The organism is Streptomyces sp. NPDC088124 (genome assembly GCF_040685895.1).
GTDB lineage: Bacteria > Actinomycetota > Actinomycetes > Streptomycetales > Streptomycetaceae > Streptomyces.
This window is the reverse complement of record NZ_JBFBJB010000003.1, coordinates 220,210-246,162: the sequence shown is the minus strand read 5'-3', so window position 1 is coordinate 246,162 and position 25,953 is coordinate 220,210. Positions and strand designations below refer to the sequence as shown.

Genomic DNA, 25,953 nt, shown 5'->3' with positions numbered 1-25,953 from the left:
AAATGGGGGCTCTTGCGGGAAACAGTCGCGTTAAGTCGAGACAACCGGTGAGTAGCTGTTGGCAACTGTGGAAATGGCCGGTTCGGAGCCATGAAAAAAAGGGGGTGGGGAGGGGCGGGGCACCGGGCCCCGCCCCTCCCCACCCCGGGGGTCACGCCTGGCGCGAGGCCAGTTCGACGACGGTGATGTCGGAGGGCGCCCCGACCCGTACCGGCGGGCCCCAGGCACCCGCGCCGCGCGACACGTAGAGCTGGGTGTCCTCGTACCGCTCCAGACCGGCGACGGTGGGGTTGGCGAAGCCCGCGAGGAGGCTGCCGGGCCAGACCTGGCCGCCGTGGGTGTGGCCGGAGAGCTGGAGGTCGACGCCGTGGCGTACGGCGTCGTGGATGACGACGGGCTGGTGCGCGAGGAGCACGGAGGCCCTGGCCTGGTCGCGGTCCCCGAGCGCCTTCACGAAGTCGGGGCCGTCGCCCTCGCTCTCGCCCGCGATGTCGTTGACCCCGGCGAGATCGAATCCGGCGATCTCGACGCGCTCGTTCTCCAGGGGCCGCATGCCCAGCTCGCGTACGTGGTCGACCCAGGCGGCGGCGCCCGAGAAGTACTCGTGGTTGCCGGTCACGAAGAAGGAGCCGTGCCGCGCCTCCAGACCGGCGAGGGGTTCGGCGGCCGGGCCCAGGTCCTGGACGCTGCCGTCGACCATGTCGCCGACGACGGCGATCAGGTCGGGCCGGGTGGAGTTGATCGCGTGGACGATGCGCCGGGAGTGGCCGCTGCCCAGGATCGGGCCGAGGTGGATGTCGCTGACGACGGCGATACGGAAGCCGTGGGCGGAGCGCGGCAGCTTGGCGAGCGGGACGGTGACGCGCTTGACGCGGGGGCCGCGCAGGACGCCGTACGTGCCGTACCCGACGGTGGCGAGCCCGGCGGTGGCGGCGGCGCCGCCGACGACGCGGGAGACGAAGAGCCGGCGGGAGGGGCCCGTGGGCGCGGTGGAAGCGGTGGTCGCGGTGGACGCGGTGGAGGAAGGGGGTGCGGAGACGGGGATGGAGGCGGTGGCGGTGACGGTGGCCGTGCCCGGCGTTTCCTCAGCGGCGGCCGGGGTTTCCTCAGCGACGGAAGGCGTCGTCCCGGCGGCGGCAGGCGCCTTCTCGGTCGCGGCAGGCGTCGTCGCGGTCGCGGCCGGTTCCCGTTGCCCTGTCGGAGTAGTGGGCTCCGGTGTGTTTTCCGCCGTGTCCCGCCGGGCCAGGTAGCGGCGCAGCAACGGGCGCCCGATTTCCGCCACCGCCAGTGCCAGCACCAGGTACAGCAGCGTCGCCAGCCACAGGAACCCCGGCCAGGCCAGGGCCTGCTGGAGCAGGAACGGTGCCTCGGAACGACTCGAAGTCATAGCGCCGACCGAGAGAACTGGCAGCAGAATAATCGCAACCGTTCCCAGTCTGCGGGCGGGCCCGGGCGCCGCCGTCGTGTCGCGCACCAGGCGCCGCCACACGTACCAGTGCGCCGCGACCAGCACCGCGACAACCGCGAGCACCGCCAGAACGACTACGACAACCACGAAGAGACCCCGCCCCTATACCTGTTGTTCAGGCTGTTCGCGCCGGAGTGCGCGGACGCCACGGAACCCGAGCACGCCGATCGCCGTCCCCAGAAGAAAGGACACGACGGCGAGCGTCAGGTGCACCCAGAAATATCCCGTCGGGTCGCCGGCGTCGTCGAAAGCGAGCCCGCTGCCGTCCTGCCAGAGATTTTTCACGAAAGTGATCCAGATGAACCAGCTCCAGACCCCGAACGCGAGCAGGAACCAGGACACGGGGCGGCTGAGCTTCATGGATTCAGTATCGCCGTCGCCCTCCGGGCGGCGGCAGCGGGGTCCGGGAGTTCCGCCGGTGTCTGTGTCCATGGCCGGGGCATGTACGTTCTCGGTCGTGCCCGCTCTGAAAAAGACCGCTGTGACGGTCCTCACCGCCGCCCTGCTGCCTGTTCTGACCGTGCTGCCCGCCTCGGCGGCCTACGCGGTCCCCGCGACGCCCGAGGCACCCGCGGCCTCCGCGGACAGCGGGTCCGACGCCGCCGGCGCGTCCGGCAAGCAGCAGCCCCAGCCGCCCGCCTCGATGTCCACCGTGGGCGGGGCGCTGCTCGGCAAGGCGGGGACGCAGGTGAATCTCGGCGCGGGCGTGCCGGTGCTGCCCAAGAAGCTGAGCGGCCGGTCCTGGATCGTCGCGGACGCCGAGACCGGCGACGTACTGGCGTCGCACAACGCGCACTGGCGGCTGCCGCCGGCCTCCACGCTCAAGATGCTCTTCGCGGACACGCTGCTGCCCAAGCTGTCCGCGACGGAGGAGTACAAGGTGACCAACACCGACCTCGCGGGCGTGGGCGCGGGCAGCAGCCTGGTCGGGGTGAAGGAGAACCTCACGTACACCGTCCACGACCTGTGGCTGGGGGTGTTCCTGCGCTCCGGCAACGACGCCGTCCATGTGCTCTCCGCCATGAACGGCGGGGTGGAGAAGACGGTCGGCGAGATGCAGGCGCAGGCCGAGGAGTTGCAGGCGCTGGACACGCACGTGGTCACGCCCGACGGTTACGACGAGAAGGGCCAGGTCTCCAGCGCGTACGACCTGACGCTGATCGCCCGTTCCGGCCTCCAGAAGAAGGAGTTCCGGGAGTACAGCTCGACGCAGACGGCCAAGTTCCCCGGCGAGTTCTCGAAGCCCAAGGAGGGCGAGAAGAAGGAGGGCTTCAAGCCGGTACGGGAGAACTTCGAGATCCAGAACACCAACCGGCTGCTGACCGGCGCGGGCGGTGTCGCCCAGTACCGGGGCATCGCGGGCGTCAAGAACGGCAGCACCACCCACGCGGGGAACACCTTCACCGGGGTCGCCGAGCGCGACGGCAAGAAGCTGCTGGTCACGGTCATGAACCCGTCGTCCACGGAGGCCCACGCGGTCTACCAGGAGACGGCCCGGCTGCTGGACTGGGGGTTCACGGCGAGCGGCAAGGTGAAGCCGGTGGGGGTGCTGGTGCCGCCGAAGTCGGCCCGTACGAACGCGTCGCCGAACCCCACGCAGGTGGGATCCGATGACAGTGCCGGCCACGACGGCCGGCCCGTGGCGGCGGCGAACAGCGGCGGTACGGGCGGGGCCGGGGTCGCGCTCGGCATCACGGGCGGGGCGCTGGTCCTGCTCGCGGGTACGGCGTATCTGGTCAACCGGCGCTGGCCGCTGCCCGACCTGGTCCGGCGCCGCCCGCGCGCGTAGCACCCCCGTACGCCTCCTTGCCGCCGTCGCCGCCCCTGCCGCCGTCGCCGCCCCTGCCCCCGTCGCCGTCGCCGTCGTCGCCGGACTCCGTCCGCTCCGGCTCCGCCGCCGGTTTGCCGCCCGTCGCCGTCCAGGCGGCGCAGAACAGCAGCAGCTTCGCCGTGAAGTTGATCCACAGCAGCAGCGCCACCGGCACCCCGAACGCGCCGTACAGGCTCTTCGTCGCCACGCCGCTCATGTAGCCGCCGAGCAGCAGCTTCAGCAGTTCGAAGCCGACGGCCCCGAGCAGCGCGGCGACGACGAGGCGGCGGCGCGGCGGATGGACGCGGGGCAGCAGGGTCAGGACGTAGAGGAGGAGCAGGAAGTCGGCGACGACCGCGACCGCGAGGGCGGCGGCCTGCAGGAGTACGCCGCCCGCCCCGCCCCGGGGGATGGAGAGCTGCTCGGCGCTCCAGCCGACGGCCGTCGAGCCGAGCCACGAGGCGCCGACCGAGGCGAGCCCTGCCGCGCCGAGGCCCAGCAGGACCACGGCGTCCTTGGCCTTGAGCAGGATCGGGTTGCCGTCCTGCGGGTCCTCCAGCTCCCAGACGGCCCGCAGGCACTCCCGCATCGAGCCGATCCAGCCGATGCCGGTGAGGAGCAGCAGCGCGCCGGCCACCACCCCGACGGTGCCCGCGTTGGCGACGAGGGCGTTGAGGTCGAGCTGCTGCGAGATGCCGGGCACCTGCTTCGCGATGCTCTCCTGGAGCCGGTCGAGCTGCCCCTGGCTCAGCAGCGCGGCGCCGATCGCCGCGCCCACGGTGATCAGCGGGAAGAGCGCGATGAAGCTGATGAACGTGATGGCGGCGGCGAGGCGTGTCCAGTGGACCCGGTCGAGCCTCTCGTACGAGCGCCAGGCGTGGGTCCGCATCAGACGCGCCACGACCGGGCCGATGACGGGGAGGTTTTTCAGCCAGTCCATGCGGAGGTCCCTACCCCCATTCATACGAGTATCCCTGCGGCCATCACGACAAAGGCGCTCAAGAGTGAGATATGGGGCGAGCCTGGCGATACGGTCGCGTCCATGCGCTCACCGATGAAGGACGCCTCCGGCACCTCGCACGCCTCCGGTATCCCCCACGGCTCCGGTATCCCGCAGGCCTCCGGTATCCCGCGGTCCCTGCTCCTGCTCGGCGGAACGTCGGAGATCGGCCTGGCCACCGCGCGTCGGCTGATCGTCCGCGGCGCCCGTACGGTCTGGCTGGCGGGCCGCCCCTCCCCCGCGCTGGAGGCCGCCGCGGCCGGGCTGCGGACGCTGGGCGCGGAGGTGCGTACCGTCCCGTTCGACGCCCTGGATCCCGGCGCGCACGCGGAGGCGCTGGGGAAGGTCTTCGCCGAGGGTCCGGTCGGTCTGGTGCTGCTCGCCTTCGGGGTGCCGGGCGACCAGGCGCGGGACGAGGCGGATCCGCCGGCGGCGGCGCGGGTGGCGCAGACGAACTACACCGGCGGGGTCTCGGCCGGGCTGGTCTGCGCGGCGGCGCTGCAGGCCCAGGGGCACGGCGCGCTCGTGGTGTTCTCGTCGGTGGCGGCGGAGCGGGCCCGGCGCGCCGACTTCCTCTACGGGTCGGGCAAGGCGGGCCTCGACGCGTTCACGCAGGGGCTGGGGGACGCGATGCAGGGCACCGGGGTGCGGGTCATGGTCGTACGGCCCGGCTTCGTACGGCCGTGGACGCCGGCGCGGCCCGGGCAGCCCTCCCGGGACCGGGCGCAGGCGCCGACGGCCCTGACGATGGCGGCGACGCCCGGGGAGGTGGCCGTGGCGGTCGAGGCGGGGCTGCGGCGGGGCGCGGAGACGGTGTGGGTGCCGGGGGCGCTGCGGGTGCTGGCGGCGGCGCTCCGGCTGCTGCCGCGTCCGCTCTTCCGCAGGCTCCCCATCTGACGGGCCCTCGGCCGCTCAGGAGCCCGGGGGCGGAGGCTCAGGGGCTCAGGGAGGCGGGGCGGTCGGCGGGGGTGGACTGGGAGGGCACCCCCGGGGTCTCCGTACCGCCACCGAACGCGTACTCCTGCACCTTGCGCCAGACGCCGTCCGTGCCCTGCTCGTAGAGGGCGAAGGAGGCGCAGCTCCACTCCGCCGCGTACTCCGACAGCTCCTCGAAGGCCCGGTCCATCGCCTCTTCCGTGATGCCGTGCGCGACGGTCACATGCGGGTGGTACGGGAACTGCAGCTCACGGACGAGCGGCCCGGAGGAGTCCCTGACCCGCTTCTGGAGCCAGGCGCAGGCCGAGGCGCCCTCGACGACCTGGATGTAGACGACCGGGGAGAGCGGGCGGAACGTACCGGTGCCGGAGAGCCGCATGGGGAAGGGCCGGCCGGCCTCCGCGACGGCGGCGAGGTGCGCCTCGATCGCGGGCAGCGCGGACGTGTCCACCTCGGTGGGAGGCAGCAGCGTGACATGCGTGGGGATGGAGTGTGCGGCGGGGTCACCGAAGCCCGCACGCCGCTCCTGGATCAGAGTGCCGTAGGGCTCCGGGACCGCGATCGAAACGCCGAGCGTTACGGTCCCCACGTCGTTCTCCTCAGTCTCTCTGTCGGTCTGTCGGTCTGTTGTCGGTCTCTGTGTCGGTCCGGGGTCGGTCCGAACCGGTCTGTGCCGGTCCGGCTGGCCGGTCCGGGTCGGTCCCCGCGCCGGCCTCCGGGCCGGTCCGGGGCGGCTTCCGTGCCGCCGGGTTCTGCCGGGCATCCGCCGCCCGCCAGTGTGACGGTCGCACCGCCGTGCTGGCCAGCGCTCGCCGGACCGGGGGCCGGCATCAGTACATGGCGTAACCGTCTGACGTACCCGCGTCACACGGATTCGTCCATACGGTGGCCCCTTCGTGGCCCCTCCGGACACCCGGTCCGGCCACCTGGCTCAGTGCTTGGCGGGCAGGAACCCCACTCTCTCGTACGCCTGGGCCAGCGTCTCCGCCGCGACCGCACGGGCCTTCTCGGCGCCCGCGGCCAGGACGGCGTCCAACGTCTCGGGATCGTCCAGATATTCCTGGGTGCGGGTCCGGAAGGGTGTGACGAATTCGACCATCACCTCCGCCAGATCCGTCTTCAGGGCGCCGTACCCCTTGCCCTCGTACCGCTGCTCCAGATCCGCGACGGGCGTCTCCGTGAGGGTCGAGTAGATCGTCAGCAGATTGCTCACGCCGGGCTTGGCCACCGCGTCGAAGCGGATCTCCGTGCCGGTGTCCGTGACCGCGCTCTTGATCTTCTTCGCGGTGGCCTTCGGCTCGTCGAGCAGATTGATCAGGCCCTTCGGCGTGGACGCCGACTTGCTCATCTTGATCGCGGGGTCCTGGAGGTCGTAGATCTTGGCGACCTCCCTGACGATGTGCGGCGCGGGGACCGTGAACGTCTCTCCGAAGCGGGAGTTGAAGCGCTCGGCGAGGTCGCGGGTCAGCTCGATGTGCTGGCGCTGGTCCTCGCCGACCGGGACGGCGTCGGCCTGGTAGAGCAGGATGTCCGCGACCTGGAGGATCGGGTACGTGAAGAGGCCGACCGTGGCACGGTCCGCGCCCTCCTTGGCGGACTTGTCCTTGAACTGCGTCATCCGGGAGGCCTCGCCGAAGCCCGTGATGCAGTTCATGACCCAGGCGAGCTGCGCGTGCTCGGGGACATGGCTCTGGACGAAGAGCGTGCACCGCTGCGGATCGAGCCCGGCGGCCAGCAGTTGGGCGACGGCCAGCCGTGTGTTGGCGCGCAGCGCGGCGGGGTCCTGCGGCATCGTGATCGCGTGCAGGTCCACGACCATGTAGAACGCGTCGTGGGTCTCTTGCAGCGCCACGTACTGGCGCACCGCACCGAGGTAGTTCCCGAGGTGGAACGAGCCCGCGGTGGGCTGGATGCCGGAGAGGGCGCGAGGACTTTCTGAGGCCATGTTCAGCATTGTCTCAGGTGGGACCGACAGCTCGAAACTGTTCAGCCGGGCGACACCGCGGGAAAGCTTTCATCGTCCGGACTGCGCGGGACGAAAGAAAGTGGGGCCGAGCCCCGCGGACGCGGCAGAGCTTTGCCAGTCTGCCCTGACGGATCGGAGAGACCCGTGTCGACAACGGAGAGTGCCATCGCCTCGGCGGAAGCCCACAGTGCGCACAATTACCATCCGCTGCCCGTCGTCGTCGCCTCGGCGGAGGGCGCGTGGATGACCGATGTCGAGGGACGGCGCTTCCTCGACATGCTCGCCGGGTACTCGGCACTCAATTTCGGCCATGGCAACCGGCGGCTCATCGACGCCGCCAAAGCCCAGTTGGAGAGGGTGACGCTGACGTCCCGGGCCTTCCACCACGACCGGTTCGCGGAGTTCTGCACGGAGCTGGCCGCGCTCTGCGGCATGGAGATGGTCCTGCCGATGAACACCGGCGCGGAGGCGGTGGAGACGGCGGTGAAGACCGCGCGGAAGTGGGGGTACCGCGTCAAGGGCGTGCCGGACGGCATGGCGAAGATCGTCGTGGCGGGCAACAACTTCCACGGCCGTACGACGACGATCATCAGCTTCTCCACGGACGCGGAGGCCCGCGCGGACTTCGGCCCGTACACCCCGGGGTTCGAGATCGTGCCGTACGGGGACCTCACCGCCATGGAGGCGGCGCTGACCGAGAACACCGTGGCCGTGCTGCTGGAGCCCATCCAGGGCGAGGCCGGGGTGCTGGTGCCGCCGCCGGGCTATCTCGCCGGGGTGCGGGAGCTGACCCGGGCGCGGAACGTGCTCTTCGTCGCGGACGAGATCCAGTCGGGGCTCGGCAGGACGGGCGCGACCTTCGCCTGTGAGCACGAGGGCGTGGTGCCGGACATGTACGTGCTCGGCAAGGCGCTCGGCGGCGGGGTGGTGCCGGTCTCGGCGGTCGTCTCCTCGGCGGCGGTGCTGGGCGTGCACCGGCCCGGCGAGCACGGGTCGACGTTCGGTGGGAACCCGCTGGCCTGCGCGGTGGCGCTGGAGGTCATCGCGATGCTGCGGACCGGCGAGTTCCAGCAGCGGGCGGCGGAGCTGGGCGACCATCTCCACCGGGAGCTGGGGCTGCTGACGGGCGGCGGGGCGGTGGCGGCGGTGCGCGGCCGGGGGCTGTGGGCCGGGGTGGACATCGTGCCGTCGCACGGCACGGGGCGGGAGATCTCGGAGCGGCTGATGGAGCGGGGCGTCCTGGTGAAGGACACGCACGGCTCGACGATCCGGATCGCTCCGCCTCTGGTGATCAGCAAGGAGGACCTGGACTGGGGGCTCGACCAGCTGCGGGCGGTGCTCGCGGAGCGGTAGCCGGGGCCCCATGCAGCAGCCGGGGCCCTATGCAGTAGCCGGGCCCCATGTAACAGCCGTGCCCCCTGTCGCGGTGTCGGCTCGGATCGGGAGGTCGGCTCAGAGGATGACGTGGGGCAGGAAGCGCGCGTACTCGTCCGTGATCAGGCCCGACGACTCCCGGATGCCGAGCCCCGCCGCCTCGTCCCCGACCACCCACGCGCCGAGCACCACGTGGTTGCCGTCGAAGGCGGGCAGCGGGGCCAGTTCCTGGTAGCAGCACGCCTCGTCCCGTACCACCGGACGGCCGTCCGGCTCGTGGATCGTGACCCCGGCGCCCTCCCGGCCCAGCAGCGGCTTGGCGACATAGCCGCGGGAGGCGGCGAGTTCGCGGGGGCCGTCGAGGTGGGCGGGGAGGAGGTGGGGGTGGCCCGGGTTCAGCTCCCAGAGGATCGCGAGGAGCGCCTTGTTGGAGAGGAGCATCTTCCAGGCGGGTTCGATCCAGCAGGTGGTGCCCGTACCGCCGCCGTTGTCGAGGGTGTCCAGGACGTGCGGGCCGAACCGGTCGGTGGCCAGCCACTCCCAGGGGTAGAGCTTGAAGCAGGTGCGGATGTAGCGGAGCCGTTCGTCGACGAAACGGCCGGAGAGCCGGTCCCAGCCGATCTCCTCGACGGAGAGCGCCTCGGTCGTCAGACCGGCCTGTGCCGCGGTCTCGCGCAGATACGCGACGGTCATCAGGTCCTCGCCCAGTTCATCGCTGTCGGAGTGCGCGAAGTGGACCGGGCCCGGCGGCAGCAGGGCGGCCTGCCGCCGCCAGGCGTCGACGAGGCGTTCGTGGAGGGAGTTCCACTGGTCGGCCCCGGGGAAACGGTCCTCCATCCAGAACCACTGGGCGCTCGCGGCCTCGACCAGCGAGGTGGGGGTGTCGGCGTTGTACTCCAGCATTTTCGCCGGCCCCGAGCCGTCGTAGTGCAGGTCGAACCGGCCGTACAGGGAGGGCAGTTCGGCGCGGCGCCGCCAGGACTCGGAGATCAGCGCGGCCAGCCGGGGGTCGGTGACGCCGAGGTCGGCGAACCGGTCGTGCGCGACGATGTGCGCGGCGGCGTCCAGACAGAGGGCGTGCAGTTCCTCCACGACCTCTTCGAGGGCCTCCACCTCGGGCAGGGTGAAGGTGTAGTAGGCGCTCTCGTCCCAGTACGGGCGCAGGGAGCCGTCCGGGTAGCGGGTGAGCGGGTAGACGACGCCCTGTTCCTCGACGGTCCGCTGCCAGTCGGGGCGCGGGGCGATGGCGTGACGTTTCATCAGCCGCCGCCGGAGCCGGAGCCGGAGCAGCCGAAGCCGCCGCGGTCGACCGCCGCCTTGTCGAAACTGCCGCCCTCGACCTTGCCCTTGCTGCTGTTGCCCCCGTAGTAGTACGAGCCGCTGCCACCGCTCTTGCACTGGGAGCTGGGCAGGGCCTCCTTGGTCGTACGGTCGGCGCACCGCTTGTCGGGCTCCGAGCCGCAGGACGTGAGGGCGAGTGCCAGCACCCCCATGGACCCCAGCACGACCGTGCTCGACCTCAGTTTCCGTTCCCGTGCGGTCATGTGCCGCACCTCCCCCGTGGTGTTCGATTCTGGCCAAGAGGCCGCCCGAACACCTTAGATGGCCGGTTCGACCTCTTGTAGGGACGGTGCGCCGTCTGTTGCCCGGATGTGTCCACCGGAGAGGACCTAAGGTCGCTTTGTGTTCCTTGGGATGATCTGCGCACTGGGTTCGGCGGTCTGTTACGGCACCGCGTCCGTGCTCCAGGCCGTCGCGGCGCGCGCCGCGGAGCCCGGGACGGGGTCGGGGGTCGATCCGGCACTGCTGCTGCGGGCGTTGCGGCAGTGGCGGTACGCGGCCGGACTCGGCCTGGACGGGCTGGGGTTCGTCCTCCAGATCGTCGCGCTGCGCGCGCTGCCGATCTACGCGGTGAGCGCGGCGCTCGCCGCGAGTCTGGCGGCGACGGCGGTGGTCGCCGCGCGGGTGCTGCGCGTACGCCTCAGCTCCACGGAGTGGGCCGCGGTGGCCGTGGTCTGCGGCGGCCTGGCGATGCTGGGACTTGCCTCCGGCGCGGAGGGGCACGGTACGGGCCCGGCCGCCCTGCGTTGGGCCCTGCCGGCCGTCGTGGTGGCGATCCTCCTGGCGGGCGCGGCCGCGGGGCACCTCCCCGGCCGGGCGCGGGCGCTGGTGCTGGGGCTGGGCGCGGGGTTCGGCTTCGGGGTGGTGGAGGTGGCGGTCCGGCTGATCGACCCGGCCGATCCCCTCGACCCCGGGAACCCCGCGCTCTGGGCGCTGCCGCTGGCCGGCGGAGCCGCGTTCCTGCTGCTCACCTCGGCGTTCCAGCGCGGCTCCGTGACCACGGCGACGGCGGGCCTGGTCCTCGGCGAGACGGTCGGCCCGGCCCTGGTGGGCGTGGCCTGGCTCGGTGACCGCACCCGGGACGGGCTGGCGTGGCTGGCGGTGACGGGCTTCGCGGTCGCGGTGGCGGGAGCGCTGGCCCTGGCCCGCTTCGGCGAACCGCCGGCACCTGCCGAGCCGGGGGCAAAGCTTGGCGAGTAGATGCCAGAGAGTGATCGAGCCATTGCCCATGGTGATCACGGTGAGCGACGATGTCCGGTATCCGAAGGAAGAGGAGGTGACCATGGGTGGTCACAGCAAGCCCGATCCCGCCCCCTCCCAGGGCAAGCCCCCGCCGGGGAACTCCGACAGCAAGGTGCCCGATCCGCCACCGCCCACCGGCAAGCGCAGGAAGCAGGGGTGATGGCCCTCGACCCCGTGGGCATCCGCCCTCTGGGCATCGGTCCCGTGGACACCGGTCCCGTGGACACCGGCCCTCTGGACACCGGTCCCGTGGACACCGGTCCCGTGGACATCGACGCGTACCGGCGGCGGCTTGCGGACGACATGGCGGCCCGGGGCTGCTGGCCGGAGGACTCGCCCTGGGTCCGCTCGGCCGTCGAGGCCCTGCCCCGGCACCGGTTCGCCCCCGGGCGGGTCTGGGTGTGGGACGGCGAGGAGTACCTGCCGGTGGACCGCGCCGCCGACCCCCGGGGATGGGCGGGCGCCGTGTACCCCGGGTCGTACGACTCCACGGTCATCCAGGTCACCGACGGCCTGCCCACCTCCAGCCTGTCCTGCGTCTCCGTCGTGGCCGACATGCTCGACTCGCTGATGCCCGAGCCCGGCCACCGGGTGCTCGAACTGGGCACGGGAGCGGGGTGGAACGCGGCTCTGCTCGGGCTGCGCGCGGGCGCCGGGCGGGTCGCCAGCGTGGAGTTCGACGCGGGGCTCGCGGACGCCGCGCGGGAGCGGATCAGGAGCGCGGGAGCGGAGGTGTCGGTACGGGTGGGTGACGGGTCGCTCGGGCTGCGGGACGGGGCGCCGTACGACCGGGTGATCGCGACCTATGCGGTGGAGGAGGTGCCCTGGGCCTGGGTGGCGCAGACCCGCCCCGGCGGCCGGATCGTCACCCCGTGGGGGCGGCTCGGGCATGTCGCGCTCACGGTGGCCGACGACGGCCGGTCGGCCTCCGGCTGGATGCAGGGCCTGGGGATGTTCATGCCCAGCCGGTACGCCGCCGGACCCGGCCCGGGGTTCCACGAGATCCGTGATGCCGTCCCGCCGGAGACGGAGTCCCCGTTCTCCAGGGCCCCTTCGGCGCTCACGGACGGGAACGCGCTCTTCGCGCTGCGGGTGCTGCTCCCCGACGTACGGATCATCACGGAGTCCGGCGGAGACGGCGTGCGCGCGCTGCTGCACGACGGCCGTTCCTCCTGGGCGACCCTCTCGGCGCGCCACGGCGGGACGGCGGGCCGCCCGACCGTGGCCCGTCAGGGCGGGCCCCGGCGGCTGGCCGACGAGGTGGCGCGGGCGTGGCGGAGATGGGAGAGCGCGGGCGCGCCGCCGCTCCACGACTTCGGCATGACGCGGACACCCGACGAGCAGTACGTCTGGAGCGGCGACCGGGAGACGGGGCCCCGCTGGGCGCCCGGGTAGCCGGCCGTTCGGTGCCGTGCCCCGCGCGGCCGTTCGCCGCCGGGCCCGGCGTCACGGCAGGGCGCGGCACAGGGCGTCCAGGGCGCCCGCCCACGCGCTGTCGGGCGGGGTGCCGTAGCCGACGACCAGGGCGTCCGGGCCCGGTGGTGTCGACGGGTGGCGGAAGTCGGCCAGGCCTTCCAGGGCCAGGCCCTGCCAGGCCGCGCCCTCGACCACCGCGCGTTCCATGCCCGGCGGCAGCTCGATGACGGCGTGCAGCCCGGCCGCGACCCCGGTCACCCGGACGTCGGGGGCCCGGGCCGCGAGGGCCTCGGTGAGCTGGTCGCGACGGCGCCGGTAGCGCAGCCGCATGGCGCGGACATGGCGGTCGTACGCGCCCGAGGCGATGAACTCCGCGAGCGTGAGCTGGTCCAGCGCGCTCGACGCCCAGCCGGTGGTCTCCTTCACCGCCGCCACTTCCTCCACCACCCCGTCCGGCACCACCAGCCAGCCCAGCCGCAGCCCGGGGGCCAGGGACTTGCTGGCCGTACCGAGGTAGACCACCCGCTCCGCGTCGAGCCCCTGGAGCGCCCCGACGCGCTGGCGGTCGTAGCGGAACTCCCCGTCGTAGTCGTCCTCCAGGAGCAGCCCGCCCGTGGCGCGCGCCCAGTCGACCGCCGCCGCACGCCGGTCGGGGTGGAGGGCGCCGCCCGTCGGGAACTGGTGTGCCGGGGTCATCAGCACCGCGCCGACGCCCTGGGTACGGGCCAGTTCCGGCAGTTCCTCGGTGCGGGTGCCGCGCCCGTCGAGGCCGAGCGCGGGTGTGCGGATCCCGGCGCCGGCCAGCTTGGCGCGGTGGTGCCGCAGCCCGTACGCCTCGACGGCCACGGCCCGCACCCGGCGCGCCCTGAGCACCTGCGCGAGCAGGCTCAGCCCGTGGACGAAGCCCGCGCAGACGACGATCCGCTCCGGGGTGACGTCCACCCCGCGCGCCCGCGCCAGGTAGTCGGCGAGGACGGTCCGCAGCTCGATCCGGCCGCGCGGGTCGCCGTAGCCGAAGGCGTCGTACGGCGCGGCGGTCAGGGCGCGGCGGGCCGCCGTCAGCCACTGCGCGCGGGGGAACGCGGCGAGGTCGGGGGTCCCCGCGAGCAGGCTGTGCGCGGCGCGGCCCGGGTCGCGGCGGCCCCCGATCGCCACCGGCGTGGTCCGGCGCGGCGCGGAGCGCCTGGCGACGCGGGTGCCCGAGCCCTGCCGGGCGACGAGCCAGCCCTCGGCGACGAGTTCGGCGTAGGCGTCGGCCACGGTGTTACGGGCGACGCCCAGATCGGCGGCGAGGGAGCGGGAGGACGGCAGCCGGGTGCCGGGCGCGAGCCGGCCCGTACGGACGGCGTCCCGCAGGGCGTCCATCAGGCCGGCGCGCAGCCGGGGGCCGCGCAGTTCCAGGTGGAGGTCGCCGCCGAAGGAGACCGTCAGGCCGGGCGGCCGGTCCGTGTCCGATGGCCCGTTCGCAGGCAGTGGCCCGTTTGCGGACGAGGGCTCGGGGCGCCGATTGGCCCAGGAATCTGTCATGGAAATGGACCATAGCCCTGTGCCACTGGCGGCGTAGCGTCGTACTCATGACAACAGACACGACAGACACGACGAACACGACCGGCACCCTGCCCGAGCACACCCCCCGCCTCGACCTCGCAAAGCTCGTCCCCGACGTCTACAAGGCCATGGTCCGGCTGGACGCGGCGGCCCGGCAGGGGGTGGACCCGACCCTGCTCGAACTGGTCAAGATCCGTGCCTCGCAGCTCAACCACTGCGCCTTCTGCCTCGACATGCACTCGAAGGACGCACTGGCGGCCGGCGAGTCGGTGGAGCGGATCGTGCAGCTCAGCGCGTGGGAGGAGTCCCGGCACTTCTACACGGCGAAGGAGATCGCGGCGATCGAGCTGACCGAGGCGATCACCGTACTGACCGTCGGCTTCGTGCCGGACGAGGTGTACGCGAGGGTCGCCGCGCACTTCGACGAGACCGAGCTGGCCCATCTCATCTCGGCGATCACGGTGATCAACGCCTGGAACCGCTTCGCCGTGACCACCCGTGGCGTCCCGGGCCACTACACCCCGGGCAGCTACAAGTAACACAACGGACGCCGTCGGCCGCACGGGCCTCGCACGCCTCGCACAGGCCTCGCGCATGCGTCGCACCGGCGTCGCACCGGCCTCCTACGCCTTCGGCGTCCGCTTACGACTTCGGCAGCCACTTCCGCCACGTCGGCTCGTTCGCCCCGACCCACCTCTCCGCCGCTTCCTCCGGTGTGAGCTTCTGCTCGGCGATCATCAGGGCGACCTCGTTCTGCGCCTCGGTCGTCCAGCGGAAGTTCTTCAGCAGGGTCGCCGCTCCGCCGCCCTGCTCCGCGAAGTCCGCGTTCAGGTACTTCTGGAGGGGGGTGTGCGGATAGGCGCAGGCGACCTTCTTCGCGTCGGCGTCGCAGCCCTCCTTGTACTCCGGGAGCTTCACCTCCGTCATGGGGACCTTCTGGAACAGCCACTGCGGCGTGTACCAGTAGGTCAGGAAGGGCTTCTTCTCCTTGGCGAACTGCTGGATCTGGGTGATCTGGGCCGCCTCGGAGCCCGAGAAGACCACTTGGTAGTCCAGTTTCAGATTGGCCACCAATGCCTTGTCGTTGGTGACGTACGACGGTGAGCCGTCCAGCAACTGGCCCTTGCCGCCGCTCTCCGGGGTACGGAACTGGTCCGCGTACTTGTTGAGGTTTCGCCAGTCCGTCACGTCCGGGTGCTGCTTCGCGAAGTACGTGGGGACGAACCAGCCGATGTGGCCGGTGACCCCGAGCCCGCCGCCCGGCGTGATGGTCTTCTTGTCCTCGATGTAGCGCTGTTCCTGTTCGGGGTGGCCCCAGTCCTCCAGGATCGCGTCGACCCGGCCCTGGCTGAGGGCGTCCCACGCGGGGACCTCGTCGATCTGGACGGTGTCCACGCGGTAGCCCAGCTCGTGTTCGAGGAGATAGGTCGCCACGGCCACGTTGGCCTGGGCCCCCACCCACGACTGCACGGAGAGGGTGACGGTCTTCGAGCCCTGCGCGTTGGCGTACGGGGACGCCTGCTTGGTCATGTCGGCCGCGCCACAGCCGGTGACGGCCAGCAGCGCGGTCACCGTGGCGAGGACCCCCGCGGTACGCGGACGGACCCGCCCGCGGGAACGCGTTCCGGTGCGTGCCATGTCAGGCCCCCTTCCTCTCTCCGCCACGGCGTTCCGTGGGCTGGGTCACCCGGTCCAGCATCAGACCGAGGCAGACGATCGCGGCGCCCGCGACCAGGCCGGTCGCCAGGTCGCCCTGGGCCAGGCCGAACACCACGTCGTAACCGAGCGCCCCGCCGCCGACCAGTCCGCCGATGATGACGACGGCGAGGACGAGGACCACGCCCTGGTTGAGCGCGAGGCGCAGCGCGGGCCCGGCGAGGGGCAGTTGGACCTGGCGCAGCTGCTGGCCGCCGGTCGCGCCGAGCGAGCGCGCGGACTCCAGCGCCGCCGGGTCGACCTGGCGCAGCCCCTGGGTGGTGATGCGGACGACGGCGGGCAGCGCGTAGACGACGGCCGCGGCCACCGCGGGGGCCCGGCCCACGCCGAAGAGCGCCACGACGGGGATCAGGTAGACGAACTGCGGCAGGGTCTGGAAGACGTCGAGGACCGGGCGGAGCAGCGCCTCGAAGCGGGCGCTGCGGGCCGCCGCGATCCCGGTGGCGAAGCCGATGACCAGGGTGACCGCGACGGCGGCCAGCACCTGGGAGAGCGTGTCCAGCGACGGCTTCCAGACGCCGAGCACACCGATGGCGGCCAGCGCGAGGACGGCGGTGAGCGCGGTCCGCCAGGTGCCGATGAGCAGGGCGAGCCCGGCGACGATCAGCAGCAGCGCCCACCAGGGCAGCCCCTGGAGTCCGCCGCGCAGCGGGTCGAGCACCCAGGTGGTGAAGCGGCCGGCCCAGTCGGCGGTGCCGCCCACGACGGGGACGCCCGAGTAGAGGTGGGCGGTCATCCAGTCGACGGCGCTGTTGACGGGCCCCGCGATGGCGAGCGTCCACCCCGCCGGCCAGTCGAGCCGGTCCAGGAGGCGTCCGGCGAGCGCGACGAGGGCGGCGGCCCCGGCCGCCACGGCCCAGCCGCGCCATCCCGTACGGAACCGGGCCGCCACCGCCGACGGCGTACCGGAGGGGCGGTCCAGGCCGGAGCCGGCCGCGGCGGTCGTCCGGTCGAGGACCACGGCGAGCAGCACGATCGGCAGCCCGGCGGCGAGCGCCGCGCCGACGTCGACCGAGGCCAGCGCCTGGTAGACGCGGTCGCCGAGGCCCCCGGCGCCGATCACGGAGGCGATGACGGCCATCGAGAGGGCCATCATGATCGTCTGGTTGAGGCCGAGGAGGAGCTGTTTGCGGGCGAGCGGCAGGCGCGCGGTCAGCAGCCGCTGCCCCGGCGTCGCGCCGAGGGAGGTGACGGCTTCCATCACGCCGGGGTCGGCGCCCCGCAGGCCGAGCGCGGTGAGCCGGGCCATCGGCGGGGCCGCGTACACGACGGTCGCCAGGACCGCCGCGGGGACGCCGATGCCGAAGATCAGCACGACCGGCAGCAGATAGGCGAAGGCGGGCAGCACCTGCATGGTGTCGAACACCGGGCGCAGCGCGCGGTGGAGCCGGTCGGAGAGTCCGGCGGCGAGACCGAGGAGCCCGCCGACGACCACGGACGCGGCGACGGCGACGACCATCAGCGCGAGCGTCTGCATGGTCGGCACCCACATGCCGAGCACGCCGCACAGGGCGACGGAGCCGGCGGTGGTGAGGGCGAGGCGCCCGCCCGCGACGCGCCAGGCGATCAGGCCGGCCGCCGCGGTGACCCCGGCCCAGCCCATGGCGAGGAGCAGCAGGTAGACGGCGCGCACGGAGAAGACGACGGCGTTGCTGACATGGCCGAGGAAGTAGAGGAAGAGCGGGTGGCTGTCGCGGTTGTCGATGATCCAGTCGCTGGCGCCGCCGAGCGGGCCGGAGAGGTCGACGGTCAGCGCCTCGGGCCAGACGGTGCCGGGCCAGCGGGTCAGGGCCAGCGGGACGAGGACGGCGGCGAAGACCGCGAGCAGCAGCAGCTTGCCGAGCCCGCGCCGGCGGCCCGGCGTGGCGGCGAGGGCGGCGGCCGCCCCCAGGGTCCGGGAGGCTCCAGGGGTTCCGGGGGCTCCGGGGGTGCCGGTGGCGGTGGTCATCGGAGGGCCGCCGCCTCTCCGTTCCCGGGCCGCGCCGCCGGGTCCGTACCCTCCTCCGTACCGCTCCCCTGGCTGCTCGGGCTGCTCGCCGGGTCCGTACCGGCGACCACGCCGAGCAGGCACGCGTGGTCGACGACGCCGACGAGCCGGCCCGCGTCGACGACCCGCGCCGCCGTGTCGCCGGAGCGGGCCACGGCCTCGATCGCCTCGGAGACGGTGGCGGTCGGCGCGAGGGCCGGGCCCGTGGCGGTGTCCCCGGGAACACCGGGCCGCATGGCCGCGCGTACGGTGATGACCTGCTCGCGGGGTACGTCGCGGACGAAGTCCCGTACGTACGCGTCGGCCGGCTGCCCGACGATCTCCTCGGGCGTGCCGAGCTGGACGATCCGGCCGTCGCGCATCAGCGCGATGCGGTCGCCGAGGCGCAGCGCCTCGTTGAGGTCATGGGTGATGAAGACCATCGTGCGGCCCTCCTCGCGGTGCAGCCGGATGACCTCCTCCTGCATCTCGCGGCGGATCAGCGGGTCGAGCGCGCTGAACGGCTCGTCGAAGAGGAGCACCTCGGGGTCGACGGCGAGCGCGCGGGCCAGCCCGACGCGCTGCTGCTGGCCGCCGGAGAGCTGTCCGGGCCTGCGGTCCTCCAGTCCGTCGAGGCCGACCTTGCCGACGACCTCGGCGGCCTTCGCGCGGCGTTCGGCGCGGGCCACGCCCTGGATCTCCAGGCCGTAGGCGACGTTGTCGAGCACGGAGCGGTGCGGCAGCAGGCCGAAGTGCTGGAAGACCATGGCGGCCCGGTGCCGGCGCAGGGCGCGCAGCCGGGTCCGGTCCATCGACAGGACGTCCTCGCCGTCGATGGCTATCGCGCCGGACGTCGGCTCGATGAGCCGGGTCAGACAGCGTACGAGTGTGGACTTCCCGGAGCCCGACAGACCCATGACGACGAAGACCTCGCCCTTGCGGACGTCGAAGGAGACATCGCGTACGGCGGCGGTACACCCGGTGCGTTCCCGCAGCTCGGGCGCGGGGAGCGCGGCGAGTTCCGGGTCGGCGGGTACGCGGGCGGCCCCCGGGCCGAAGACCTTCCACAGGTCGCGTACGGCGAAGACGGGCGGCTGTCCGTCCGTACCGCCCCCGCTCACGCCCCCGCTCTTCCCGGTGACGGCTTCGGATCGGTCGAGTTCGCTCATCGGATCAGCCCTTTCTCCTCGGTGGCTGCCTCGATGAGCAGCTCCGCGCACTTCTCCCCGACCATCAGGACCCCGATCATCGGGTTCACCGCCGGCATCGTCGGGAAGACCGACGCGTCGGCGACACGGATGGATTCGAGTCCCCGGATCCGCAGATCGGGTGCGACGACGGCCTGTTCATCGGTGGCGGCACCCATCCGGCAGGTACCGGCGGGGTGGTACACGGTGTGGGCGCACTTACGGGCGTACTCGCTCAGTTCCTCGTCGGAGGTGATCTCCGGGCCCGGCGCGACCTCGCGCTTCAGCCAGGCCGACAGCGGCTCGGCGGCGGCGACCCGGCGCGCGATCCTGATGCCGTCGACGAGCGTACGTCCGTCGTAATCGTCCTCGTCGGTGAAGTAGCGGAAGTCCAGGGCGGGTTTGACCTCCGGGTCCGCGCTCGTGAGGTACAGCCGGCCCCGGCTGCGCGGCTTGGGGATGTTCGGGGTCATCGACACGCCGTGCTCGGGGCGTTGGTACCCGAGGCGCTCCGGGTTGTCGGTGAAGGGGATCTGGTAGAAGTGGAACATCAGGTCCGGGCCCTCGGTCTCCGGATCGCGCCGGACGAACAGCCCCGCGTCGGAGTCCATCGCCGAGTTCTCCGGGATCGGTCCGTCGGTCTCCCAGACGATCACCGACTCGGGGTGGTCGAGCAGGTTCTCGCCGACGCCCGGCAGGTCGTGGACGACGGGGATGCCGAGCTTCTCCAGGTCCGCGCGCGGGCCGATGCCCGAGTGCAGCAGCAGCCGGGGCGTGTCGACGGCGCCCGCGCAGACGAGGACCTCGGTGCGGGCCTCGACCAGCTTCTCCGTACCGTCCGCCGTCCGCACCCGTACGCCCGTGGCGCGGGTGCCCTCGAACTCCAGCCGGTACGCCCAGGTCTCCAGCAGCAGATGGAGATTGGGGCGGTCGAGGAAGGGGTGGAGGTAGGCGACGGAGGCCGAGGAGCGCTTGTTGTTCTCCGGGTGGTAGGCGAGGTCGAAGAAGCCGACGCCCTCGTGGAAGGGCTTCCTGTTGAAGCCTTCGACGCGGGGGACGCCGAGCGCGGCCTGCGCGGCGTCGACGAAGTCGCGGGCGATGGCGTTGCGGTCGCGCTCGTCGACGGGCACGACGTTGTTGCGCAGCCGGGCGAAGTACGGGTCCATGGAGCCCGCGTCCCAGCCCTCGGCGCCGGCCGCGGCCCACTCGTCCCAGTCGGACGGCAGCGGCTTGAAGGCGATGAGCGTGTTGTGCGAGGAGCAGCCGCCCAGCACCCGGGCGCGGCTGTGCCGGATGTGCGAGTTGCCGCGCGGCTGCTCGGTCGTCGGGTAGTCGTAGTCCAGCTCGCCGCCCAGCAGCCCCATCCAGCGCCGCAGGGTCAGTACGTCCTCGCGGTCGACGTCGGAGGGGCCGCCCTCGATGACGGCGACGGTGACGCCGGGGCGCTCGGTGAGCCGGGAGGCGATCACCGAGCCGGCCGTGCCGCCTCCGACGACGACGTAGTCGTACGTCTCCGCCGTCGCATCCGTCGCATCCGCCAGGTCCGCCTTGTTCGCCTTGTCCGCCATGTCCACGAGTGGTCTGCTCCTCTGCCGGAGGGTCGTACGAGGTTCTTGCGGCGCTGTTCCAGCGCGGTTCCGGTGCGGTTGCGGGCTGGTTCCCGTACGCCGGTACGTACGTACGTCAGCCCGCGAACCAGCGGACCGGGCGCGGTTCGAGGTTCTGGTAGACGTGCTTGGCCTCGCGGTACTCCGCGAGCCCCGCGGGCCCGAGTTCGCGTCCGATGCCGGACTTGCCGAATCCGCCCCACTCGGCCTGCGGGAGGTAGGGGTGGAAGTCGTTGATCCAGACGGTGCCGTGCCGCAGCCGGCCGGCCACGCGCCGCGCGCGCCCCGGATCCGCGCTCCACACGCCGCCCGCGAGCCCGTACTCGGTGTCGTTGGCGAGGGCGACCGCCTCGTCCTCCGTACGGAAGGTCTCGACCGTCAGGACGGGGCCGAAGACCTCCTCCCGTACGACGCGCATCTCGCGGTGGCACTGGTCGAGGACGGTCGGCTCGTAGAAGTAGCCGCCTTCGGGCCGGGTGGCGGACGGCGCGGGCCGCTTGCCGCCGGAGCGCAGCACGGCGCCCTCGGCGAGCGCGGAGGCGACGTACTCCTCGGTCCTGGCGAGCTGCCGCGCGGAGACGAGCGGGCCGCACTCCACGGCGTCCTCGGTGCCCCGGCCGAGGCGGATCCGGCCGGCGCGGCGGGCGAGTTCCGCGACGAAGCGCTCGCGCAGGGACTCCTCGACGATGAGCCGGGAGCCGGCGGAGCAGACCTGGCCGCTGTGCATGAAGGCGGCGTTCAGCGCCTGGTCGACGGCGGTGTCGAAGCCCTCGTCGGTGGCGCAGGCGTCCGCGAAGACGACGTTCGGGTTCTTGCCGCCGAGTTCGAGGGCGACCTTCTTCACGCCCGGGGCCGCCGCCGCCATCACCTTCGTACCGCTGCCGAGCCCCCCGGTGAACGAGACGAGGTCCACGTCGGGGTGGGCGGAGAGCCGGGCGCCGACCGGGTCACCGGCTCCGGTCACGAGGTTGGCGACGCCGGGCGGCAGTCCCGCCTCGGCGAGCAGGTCGATGAGGTCGACCGTGGAGAGCGGGGTGATCTCGCTCGGCTTGATGACGAACGTGTTGCCCGCGGCGAGCGCCGGGGCGATCTTCCAGCTCGCCTGGAGGAGGGGATAGTTCCAGGGGGTGATCAGCGCGCAGACCCCGACGGGCTCGTGGACGACCACGCTGTGGACGGTGTCCGAGCCGGCGTCGACGACCCGGCCGCCGCTCTCGTTCATCACGAGGTCCGCGAAGTAGCGGAAGGCGTCCGCGACGCAGTCGACGTCGACGCGCCCCTCTTCGAGGGTCTTGCCGGAGTCCTTGCTCTCCAGCAGCGCTATCTTCTCGCGGTTACGTGTCAGCAGGTCGGCGGTCCTGCGCAGCAGCGCGGCCCGCTCGGCGACCGGGGTACGCGGCCAGGGGCCGTGGTCGAAGGCGGCCCGCGCGGCGGCGACCGCGGCGTCGGCGTCCTGGGCCCCGCCCTCGGAGACGACGGCGAGCACGGTCGCGTCGGCGGGGTCGAGGATGTCCCGCGTGGCCCCGGAGGCGGCCGGGCGCCACTTTCCGTCCACATGAATCGTCTGTTGTGCCGACACGTCGCGTATTGCCTTCCATTCCCGGAACATTCCTCACCAGCGAGAACTGGCGATTCAGGCATCTGCCCAGGGGGGTGGAAAGCATGCGTACGGCGTGACGGAAAGTGCCTCGTGTCACTCGACGGGTGCCGCCACTCCGGGCGCCGCCTCGGCAGGTGCCGCCTCCCCGGGTGCCGCCACTCCGGGCGCCGCCTCGGCAGGTGCCGCCTCCCCGGGTGCCGCCACTCCGGGCGCCGCCTCGGTGGGTGTCGCTTCCCGTCACGCCGTCCTACGGTGCTCAGTCCTCCGCGGGCTCGTCCTGGACCCGGAGTCCGGCCACCCACAGCGGCATCAGCCAGTGCGTGATCAGCGCCACGGCCAAGGCGTACGGCAGCGACACCGTCACCTCCGTGTCCCCGAGCACCCGCAGCCCGATGAAGCCGAGCGTGCCGCCCAGCAGCAGGACGAGCATCGTCCGGTGGGCCCGCGCGCCGACCCGGTCGCGCTCCGCGCGCTGCCGCTCGTCCAGCACCCGGCCGCGCAGCTCCAGCAGCCCGCGCGTGGCGCTGTTGATGACGCCGGTCGCCAGGAACCAGGGCAGCAGCAGCCCGATCATCACGAGGAGGAGCCAGATCCGCTCCGTGGCCTGTGCCACACCCCAGGTCACCGCGATGGACACGGTCAGCGCGATGTGGGTGGCGACGACCAGTCGCCGTCGGGCGGCCGTCGCATGGAACAGCCGGGCCTCGCCCCGGTTCATCAGCGCGTGCATGCGCCGGTCGTACGCCGTGGGCGCCGGCGTCGGCGCCGGCCGCCCCGCCGTCTCTCGTGCGGTCATCACTGCTTCCTCCCGTAGACCTTGTCCGTGAGCGGGCTGAAGGGTTCGAGGGAGAACAGCGCCTCCACCGGGAGGCCGAAGTACTCCGCGATCCTCAAGGCCAGGTCGAGGCTGGGGTTGTACTGCCCCCGCTCGATGTAGCCGACGGTCTGGTAGTGGGCTCCCACTGCCTCGGCCAACTGCTGGCGTGACACGTTCCGTTCGGCCCTCACCACGGCCAGCCTGTTGTGCACCTGCTCGCTCATGTATAAGAAGTACTACATTCACGAAGAGGTTGACAACACCGGTGGCGCGAAAAAGCCCCGTACGGCCGGTGGTGGTCCGGCGGTACGGGGCCTTCGTTCAGCGGGGTCCGGTCAGATCAGGTGGGTCAGATCAGACTGGTCGGATCAGGCGGGTCAGATCAGGCCGAGCTCGCGCACGGCGTCGCGCTCCTCCGCCAGCTCCTTGACCGAGGCGTCGATCCGGGCGCGGGAGAAGTCGTTGATCTCCAGGCCCTGGACGATCTCGTAGGCACCGTTCTTGGTGGTGACCGGGAAGGAGGAGATCAGGCCCTCCGCCACACCGTAGGAACCGTCCGACGGGATACCCATCGAGGTCCAGTCGCCCTCGGCGGTGCCGTTGACCCACGTGTACACGTGGTCGATGGCCGCGTTGGCGGCGGAGGCGGCCGAGGACGCGCCACGGGCCTCGATGATCGCCGCGCCGCGCTTGGCGACGGTCGGGATGAAGGTGTCGGCCAGCCACGCCTCGTCGTTGACGGTCTCCGCGGCGTTCTTGCCGGCGATCTCCGCGTGGAAGATGTCCGGGTACTGCGTGGCGGAGTGGTTGCCCCAGATCGTCAGCCGCTTGATGTCCGAGACCGTGGCGCCGGTCTTGGCCGCGAGCTGGAAGATGGCGCGGTTGTGGTCGAGGCGCGTCATGGCGGTGAAGCGCTCGCGGGGTACGTCCGGGGCCGCGGCCTGGGCGATCAGGGCGTTGGTATTGGCCGGGTTGCCCACGACGAGGACCTTGATGTCGTCGGCGGCGTGGTCGTTGATCGCCTTGCCCTGCGGCTTGAAGATGCCGCCGTTGGCCGCGAGCAGGTCGCCGCGCTCCATGCCCTTCGTACGGGGGCGGGCGCCGACCAGAAGGGCGACGTTCGCGCCGTCGAAGGCGACGTTCGGGTCGTCGGTGATCTCGATGCCGCGGAGCAGCGGGAAGGCGCAGTCGTCCAGCTCCATCGCGGTGCCCTCGGCGGCCTTGAGGCCTTGGGGGATTTCGAGGAGACGCAGCTTGACCGGCACGTCCGCGCCGAGGAGCTGGCCGGAGGCGATGCGGAAGAGCAGCGCGTAACCGATCTGGCCGGCCGCGCCGGTGACGGTGACATTCACGGGAGTGCGGGTCATGGCGGTCTCCGTAAGACAGTCTGGCGGTGGGGGTCCCTGCCCCTGATGCGGGACATCTCCCCAGCACCACTCCGCATGCGGACCGATGTTCGACCGTCCGTCATCCGAATCTTGACGTGAAGAGATATCCAGCGGTCAGGCTATCCGACCCGGGACAGCCCGCGCCCGCGCCCCCTTTGTGGGGCACCTCACGGCGCGGACGGATGCCGGTGCGGGTGCGGGTGCGGGTGCCGGAGCCGATGCGGGTGCCGGTTCGGGTGGTCGGCTCACTGCGGGGGCGTGGTGCAGCCCGTCTCGCCGGTCTTGAGTGTCGCGCAGGCCTTGACGCTCGCCTCGTCCGGCGCCGCGGACATGGCGGTGTACGCGTTGGTGGCGGTCTCCACCGCGCCGCTCTGGCTCTCCCCCTTCACGGGGGTGATCCGTATCTCGTCGCCGAGGGCCGCCTGCGTTATTCGCGCCCAGGCGGCGCCGCAGGTCTCGCTGTAGCGGACCTCGACCAGCGCCGTGCCGACCGTGGCGCTCGCGATCGTACGGGCGAGTTGGCCGCCACACCCCATGGCCTCCGGATCCTTCCCGGCGCACGCGTCACCGGCGCACTTCACCCCTTCGGGGAGTACCGGTGCGCTGGTGGACGCCTTGGGTGACGGGGACTGCGCGACCGCCGTGCCGTCGCCGTCACCGCCGAGGCTGGTCAGCGTGAACGCGGCGACGATCACCACCAGCGCGCCGACGACACCGGACACGAAGATCGTCGCCTTGCGCCGGCCGCCCTTGCGCCCCGAACCGGAACCGGAAGCGGAACCCGGGCGATGGCCGGTGCCCGAGCCGGGACCTGACGGTCCGCCGGGTGCCCGCCCGGCCGCGGCGGAGACCTGCGACGCCCCGTCCGCCCGGTGTGACCCGTGTGCCCCATGGGCTCCGCGGGCCCCTTGCCCGGGTACGGAGCCACGCCGGGGGCCGAGATGGACCGTCGCGTCACCGCCACCGCCGTCACGGGAGCCGGCCCCGCCGGCACCGCCCGCCCCGATGACCGGATTCTTTCCGGAGTCGGCGAGCGCTGTCCGCGCCTGCGAGATACGGATCGCTTCCATGGTCATGTCGTGACGCATCTCGGAACGGCTCCAGGCCCGCTCCGCCAGCTCCCACATCGTGGTCAGATGCCCCTGATGAGTGCCGGTGACCTGGGCCAGCGCGACGACCGCGCCCTTGGGCGGGAGCAGCCGCCCGCTCAGATAACGCTCCCACGACGTCTTGCTGTAGCCGGTTCTGTCGGACACGGCGGCGATGCTCAGACCACTGCGGTCGACGAGCCTGCGCAATTGGCTCGTGAACTCACTGACCTCCGGATCGAGCCCCTCCGGTAGCGCCTTCCAACGAGGCATTCCGCCTCCCCCTTGTCCCCCCGCACGTGCCTGATGAACCCCGCGCTGTCCCTGCTCCCCGGCGCCGTCCTTGCTCCCCGGCGCCGTTCCCCCCGCGCCGTACTCCCGCCGCCGCGACGGGCGCGCCCAGCCAGGATGCCAGGCCCTGGGTGAGCCCCGCACGGGAGCATTCGGAGCCGTACCAACGCGTCGGCGCGCGCCCCCGGCCCG

General features: G+C 72.4%; 24 protein-coding genes. 7 read left to right on the top strand and 17 right to left on the bottom strand.

Annotated features, from left to right (window positions below; all coding sequences use genetic code 11):
* Positions 1-151: 151 nt before the first annotated feature.
* On the bottom strand, positions 152-1,555 hold the full coding sequence (locus AB0P17_RS03835) for a metallophosphoesterase (protein ID WP_365807287.1): 1,404 nt from the start codon (positions 1,553-1,555) through the stop codon (positions 152-154).
* A gap of 15 nt (positions 1,556-1,570) precedes the next feature.
* A complete protein-coding gene (locus tag AB0P17_RS03830; RefSeq protein WP_365807285.1) occupies positions 1,571-1,828 on the bottom strand; it encodes a hypothetical protein in 258 nt (85 codons plus the stop codon).
* A 97-nt stretch (positions 1,829-1,925) separates the two neighbouring features.
* On the opposite strand from AB0P17_RS03830, the gene AB0P17_RS03825 reads away from it, so the two are divergent.
* Positions 1,926-3,257, top strand: coding sequence for a D-alanyl-D-alanine carboxypeptidase (locus AB0P17_RS03825; RefSeq protein ID WP_365807284.1), 1,332 nt, complete (start codon positions 1,926-1,928; stop codon positions 3,255-3,257).
* Here AB0P17_RS03825 and AB0P17_RS03820 read toward each other — a convergent pair.
* The gene (locus AB0P17_RS03820) at positions 3,205-4,218 is read right to left on the bottom strand and encodes a YihY/virulence factor BrkB family protein (protein WP_365807282.1); all 1,014 of its coding nucleotides are present in this window, start codon (positions 4,216-4,218) and stop codon (positions 3,205-3,207) included. The genes AB0P17_RS03825 and AB0P17_RS03820 overlap by 53 nt on opposite strands.
* A gap of 168 nt (positions 4,219-4,386) precedes the next feature.
* On the opposite strand from AB0P17_RS03820, the gene AB0P17_RS03815 reads away from it, so the two are divergent.
* Positions 4,387-5,175: an SDR family NAD(P)-dependent oxidoreductase gene (locus AB0P17_RS03815; protein ID WP_365807339.1), complete on the top strand. Its 789-nt coding sequence runs from the start codon at positions 4,387-4,389 to the stop codon at positions 5,173-5,175.
* 37 nt (positions 5,176-5,212) lie between these two features.
* Here AB0P17_RS03815 and AB0P17_RS03810 read toward each other — a convergent pair whose 3' ends face one another.
* Positions 5,213-5,803: a 2'-5' RNA ligase family protein gene (locus tag AB0P17_RS03810; protein ID WP_365807281.1), complete on the bottom strand. Its 591-nt coding sequence runs from the start codon at positions 5,801-5,803 to the stop codon at positions 5,213-5,215.
* Between the two features lie 342 nt (positions 5,804-6,145).
* Positions 6,146-7,159: a tryptophan--tRNA ligase gene (gene trpS, locus AB0P17_RS03805; RefSeq protein WP_365807279.1), complete on the bottom strand. Its 1,014-nt coding sequence runs from the start codon at positions 7,157-7,159 to the stop codon at positions 6,146-6,148.
* A 165-nt stretch (positions 7,160-7,324) separates the two neighbouring features.
* Here trpS and rocD point away from each other — a divergent pair, with 165 nt between their 5' ends.
* On the top strand, positions 7,325-8,533 hold the full coding sequence (gene rocD, locus AB0P17_RS03800; protein ID WP_365807278.1) for an ornithine--oxo-acid transaminase: 1,209 nt from the start codon (positions 7,325-7,327) through the stop codon (positions 8,531-8,533).
* Positions 8,534-8,632: 99 nt separating this feature from the next.
* Here the strand turns inward: rocD and AB0P17_RS03795 are convergent, their stop codons facing one another.
* A complete protein-coding gene (locus AB0P17_RS03795) occupies positions 8,633-9,814 on the bottom strand; it encodes a glutathionylspermidine synthase family protein (protein WP_365807276.1) in 1,182 nt (393 codons plus the stop codon).
* Positions 9,814-10,098, bottom strand: a complete 285-nt coding sequence (locus AB0P17_RS03790) for a hypothetical protein (RefSeq protein ID WP_365807274.1) — start codon at positions 10,096-10,098, stop codon at positions 9,814-9,816. The genes AB0P17_RS03795 and AB0P17_RS03790 overlap by 1 nt, the downstream gene beginning before the upstream one ends.
* Before the next feature lie 151 nt (positions 10,099-10,249).
* On the opposite strand from AB0P17_RS03790, the gene AB0P17_RS03785 reads away from it, so the two are divergent.
* The 3 genes from AB0P17_RS03785 to AB0P17_RS03775 are packed head-to-tail and all read left to right on the top strand — an operon-like array spanning position 10,250 to position 12,532.
* The gene (locus AB0P17_RS03785) at positions 10,250-11,095 is read left to right on the top strand and encodes a hypothetical protein (RefSeq protein ID WP_365807272.1); all 846 of its coding nucleotides are present in this window, start codon (positions 10,250-10,252) and stop codon (positions 11,093-11,095) included.
* A 40-nt stretch (positions 11,096-11,135) separates the two neighbouring features.
* The gene (locus tag AB0P17_RS03780; protein WP_365807270.1) at positions 11,136-11,297 is read left to right on the top strand and encodes a hypothetical protein; all 162 of its coding nucleotides are present in this window, start codon (positions 11,136-11,138) and stop codon (positions 11,295-11,297) included.
* Positions 11,297-12,532 carry a methyltransferase domain-containing protein gene (locus tag AB0P17_RS03775; protein ID WP_365807268.1) on the top strand — a complete coding sequence of 412 codons (1,236 nt, stop codon included), beginning with the start codon at positions 11,297-11,299 and terminating at the stop codon, positions 12,530-12,532. Before AB0P17_RS03780 ends, AB0P17_RS03775 begins: the two co-directional genes overlap by 1 nt.
* Before the next feature lie 51 nt (positions 12,533-12,583).
* Here the strand turns inward: AB0P17_RS03775 and AB0P17_RS03770 are convergent, their stop codons facing one another.
* Positions 12,584-14,080 carry a PLP-dependent aminotransferase family protein gene (locus AB0P17_RS03770; protein WP_365807266.1) on the bottom strand — a complete coding sequence of 499 codons (1,497 nt, stop codon included), beginning with the start codon at positions 14,078-14,080 and terminating at the stop codon, positions 12,584-12,586.
* Between the two features lie 47 nt (positions 14,081-14,127).
* On the opposite strand from AB0P17_RS03770, the gene AB0P17_RS03765 reads away from it, so the two are divergent.
* Entirely contained in the window at positions 14,128-14,640 is a 513-nt protein-coding gene (locus tag AB0P17_RS03765; RefSeq protein WP_365807264.1) for a carboxymuconolactone decarboxylase family protein, read from the top strand.
* A gap of 103 nt (positions 14,641-14,743) precedes the next feature.
* Here AB0P17_RS03765 and AB0P17_RS03760 read toward each other — a convergent pair whose 3' ends face one another.
* From AB0P17_RS03760 to AB0P17_RS03720, 9 genes are all read right to left on the bottom strand, one after another.
* Positions 14,744-15,739 (bottom strand): ABC transporter substrate-binding protein, encoded by a 996-nt coding sequence (locus tag AB0P17_RS03760; RefSeq protein WP_365807263.1) that lies wholly within the window; start codon positions 15,737-15,739, stop codon positions 14,744-14,746.
* A 1-nt stretch (position 15,740) separates the two neighbouring features.
* Entirely contained in the window at positions 15,741-17,765 is a 2,025-nt protein-coding gene (locus AB0P17_RS03755; protein ID WP_365807261.1) for an ABC transporter permease subunit, read from the bottom strand.
* Entirely contained in the window at positions 17,762-18,952 is a 1,191-nt protein-coding gene (locus AB0P17_RS03750) for a glycine betaine/L-proline ABC transporter ATP-binding protein (protein WP_365807259.1), read from the bottom strand. The genes AB0P17_RS03755 and AB0P17_RS03750 overlap by 4 nt, the downstream gene beginning before the upstream one ends.
* Positions 18,949-20,538 carry a GMC oxidoreductase gene (locus AB0P17_RS03745; RefSeq protein WP_365807338.1) on the bottom strand — a complete coding sequence of 530 codons (1,590 nt, stop codon included), beginning with the start codon at positions 20,536-20,538 and terminating at the stop codon, positions 18,949-18,951. The genes AB0P17_RS03750 and AB0P17_RS03745 overlap by 4 nt, the downstream gene beginning before the upstream one ends.
* A 115-nt stretch (positions 20,539-20,653) precedes the next feature.
* Positions 20,654-22,186 (bottom strand): aldehyde dehydrogenase family protein, encoded by a 1,533-nt coding sequence (locus AB0P17_RS03740; RefSeq protein ID WP_365807257.1) that lies wholly within the window; start codon positions 22,184-22,186, stop codon positions 20,654-20,656.
* Positions 22,187-22,433: 247 nt separating this feature from the next.
* A complete protein-coding gene (locus tag AB0P17_RS03735; RefSeq protein WP_365807255.1) occupies positions 22,434-22,973 on the bottom strand; it encodes a hypothetical protein in 540 nt (179 codons plus the stop codon).
* Positions 22,973-23,218 (bottom strand): helix-turn-helix transcriptional regulator, encoded by a 246-nt coding sequence (locus tag AB0P17_RS03730; protein ID WP_365807253.1) that lies wholly within the window; start codon positions 23,216-23,218, stop codon positions 22,973-22,975. Before AB0P17_RS03730 ends, AB0P17_RS03735 begins: the two co-directional genes overlap by 1 nt.
* Before the next feature lie 153 nt (positions 23,219-23,371).
* A complete protein-coding gene (locus AB0P17_RS03725; RefSeq protein ID WP_365807251.1) occupies positions 23,372-24,361 on the bottom strand; it encodes a malate dehydrogenase in 990 nt (329 codons plus the stop codon).
* A 266-nt stretch (positions 24,362-24,627) separates the two neighbouring features.
* Positions 24,628-25,743, bottom strand: a complete 1,116-nt coding sequence (locus AB0P17_RS03720; RefSeq protein WP_365807249.1) for a DUF2690 domain-containing protein — start codon at positions 25,741-25,743, stop codon at positions 24,628-24,630.
* Positions 25,744-25,953 lie beyond the last annotated feature (210 nt).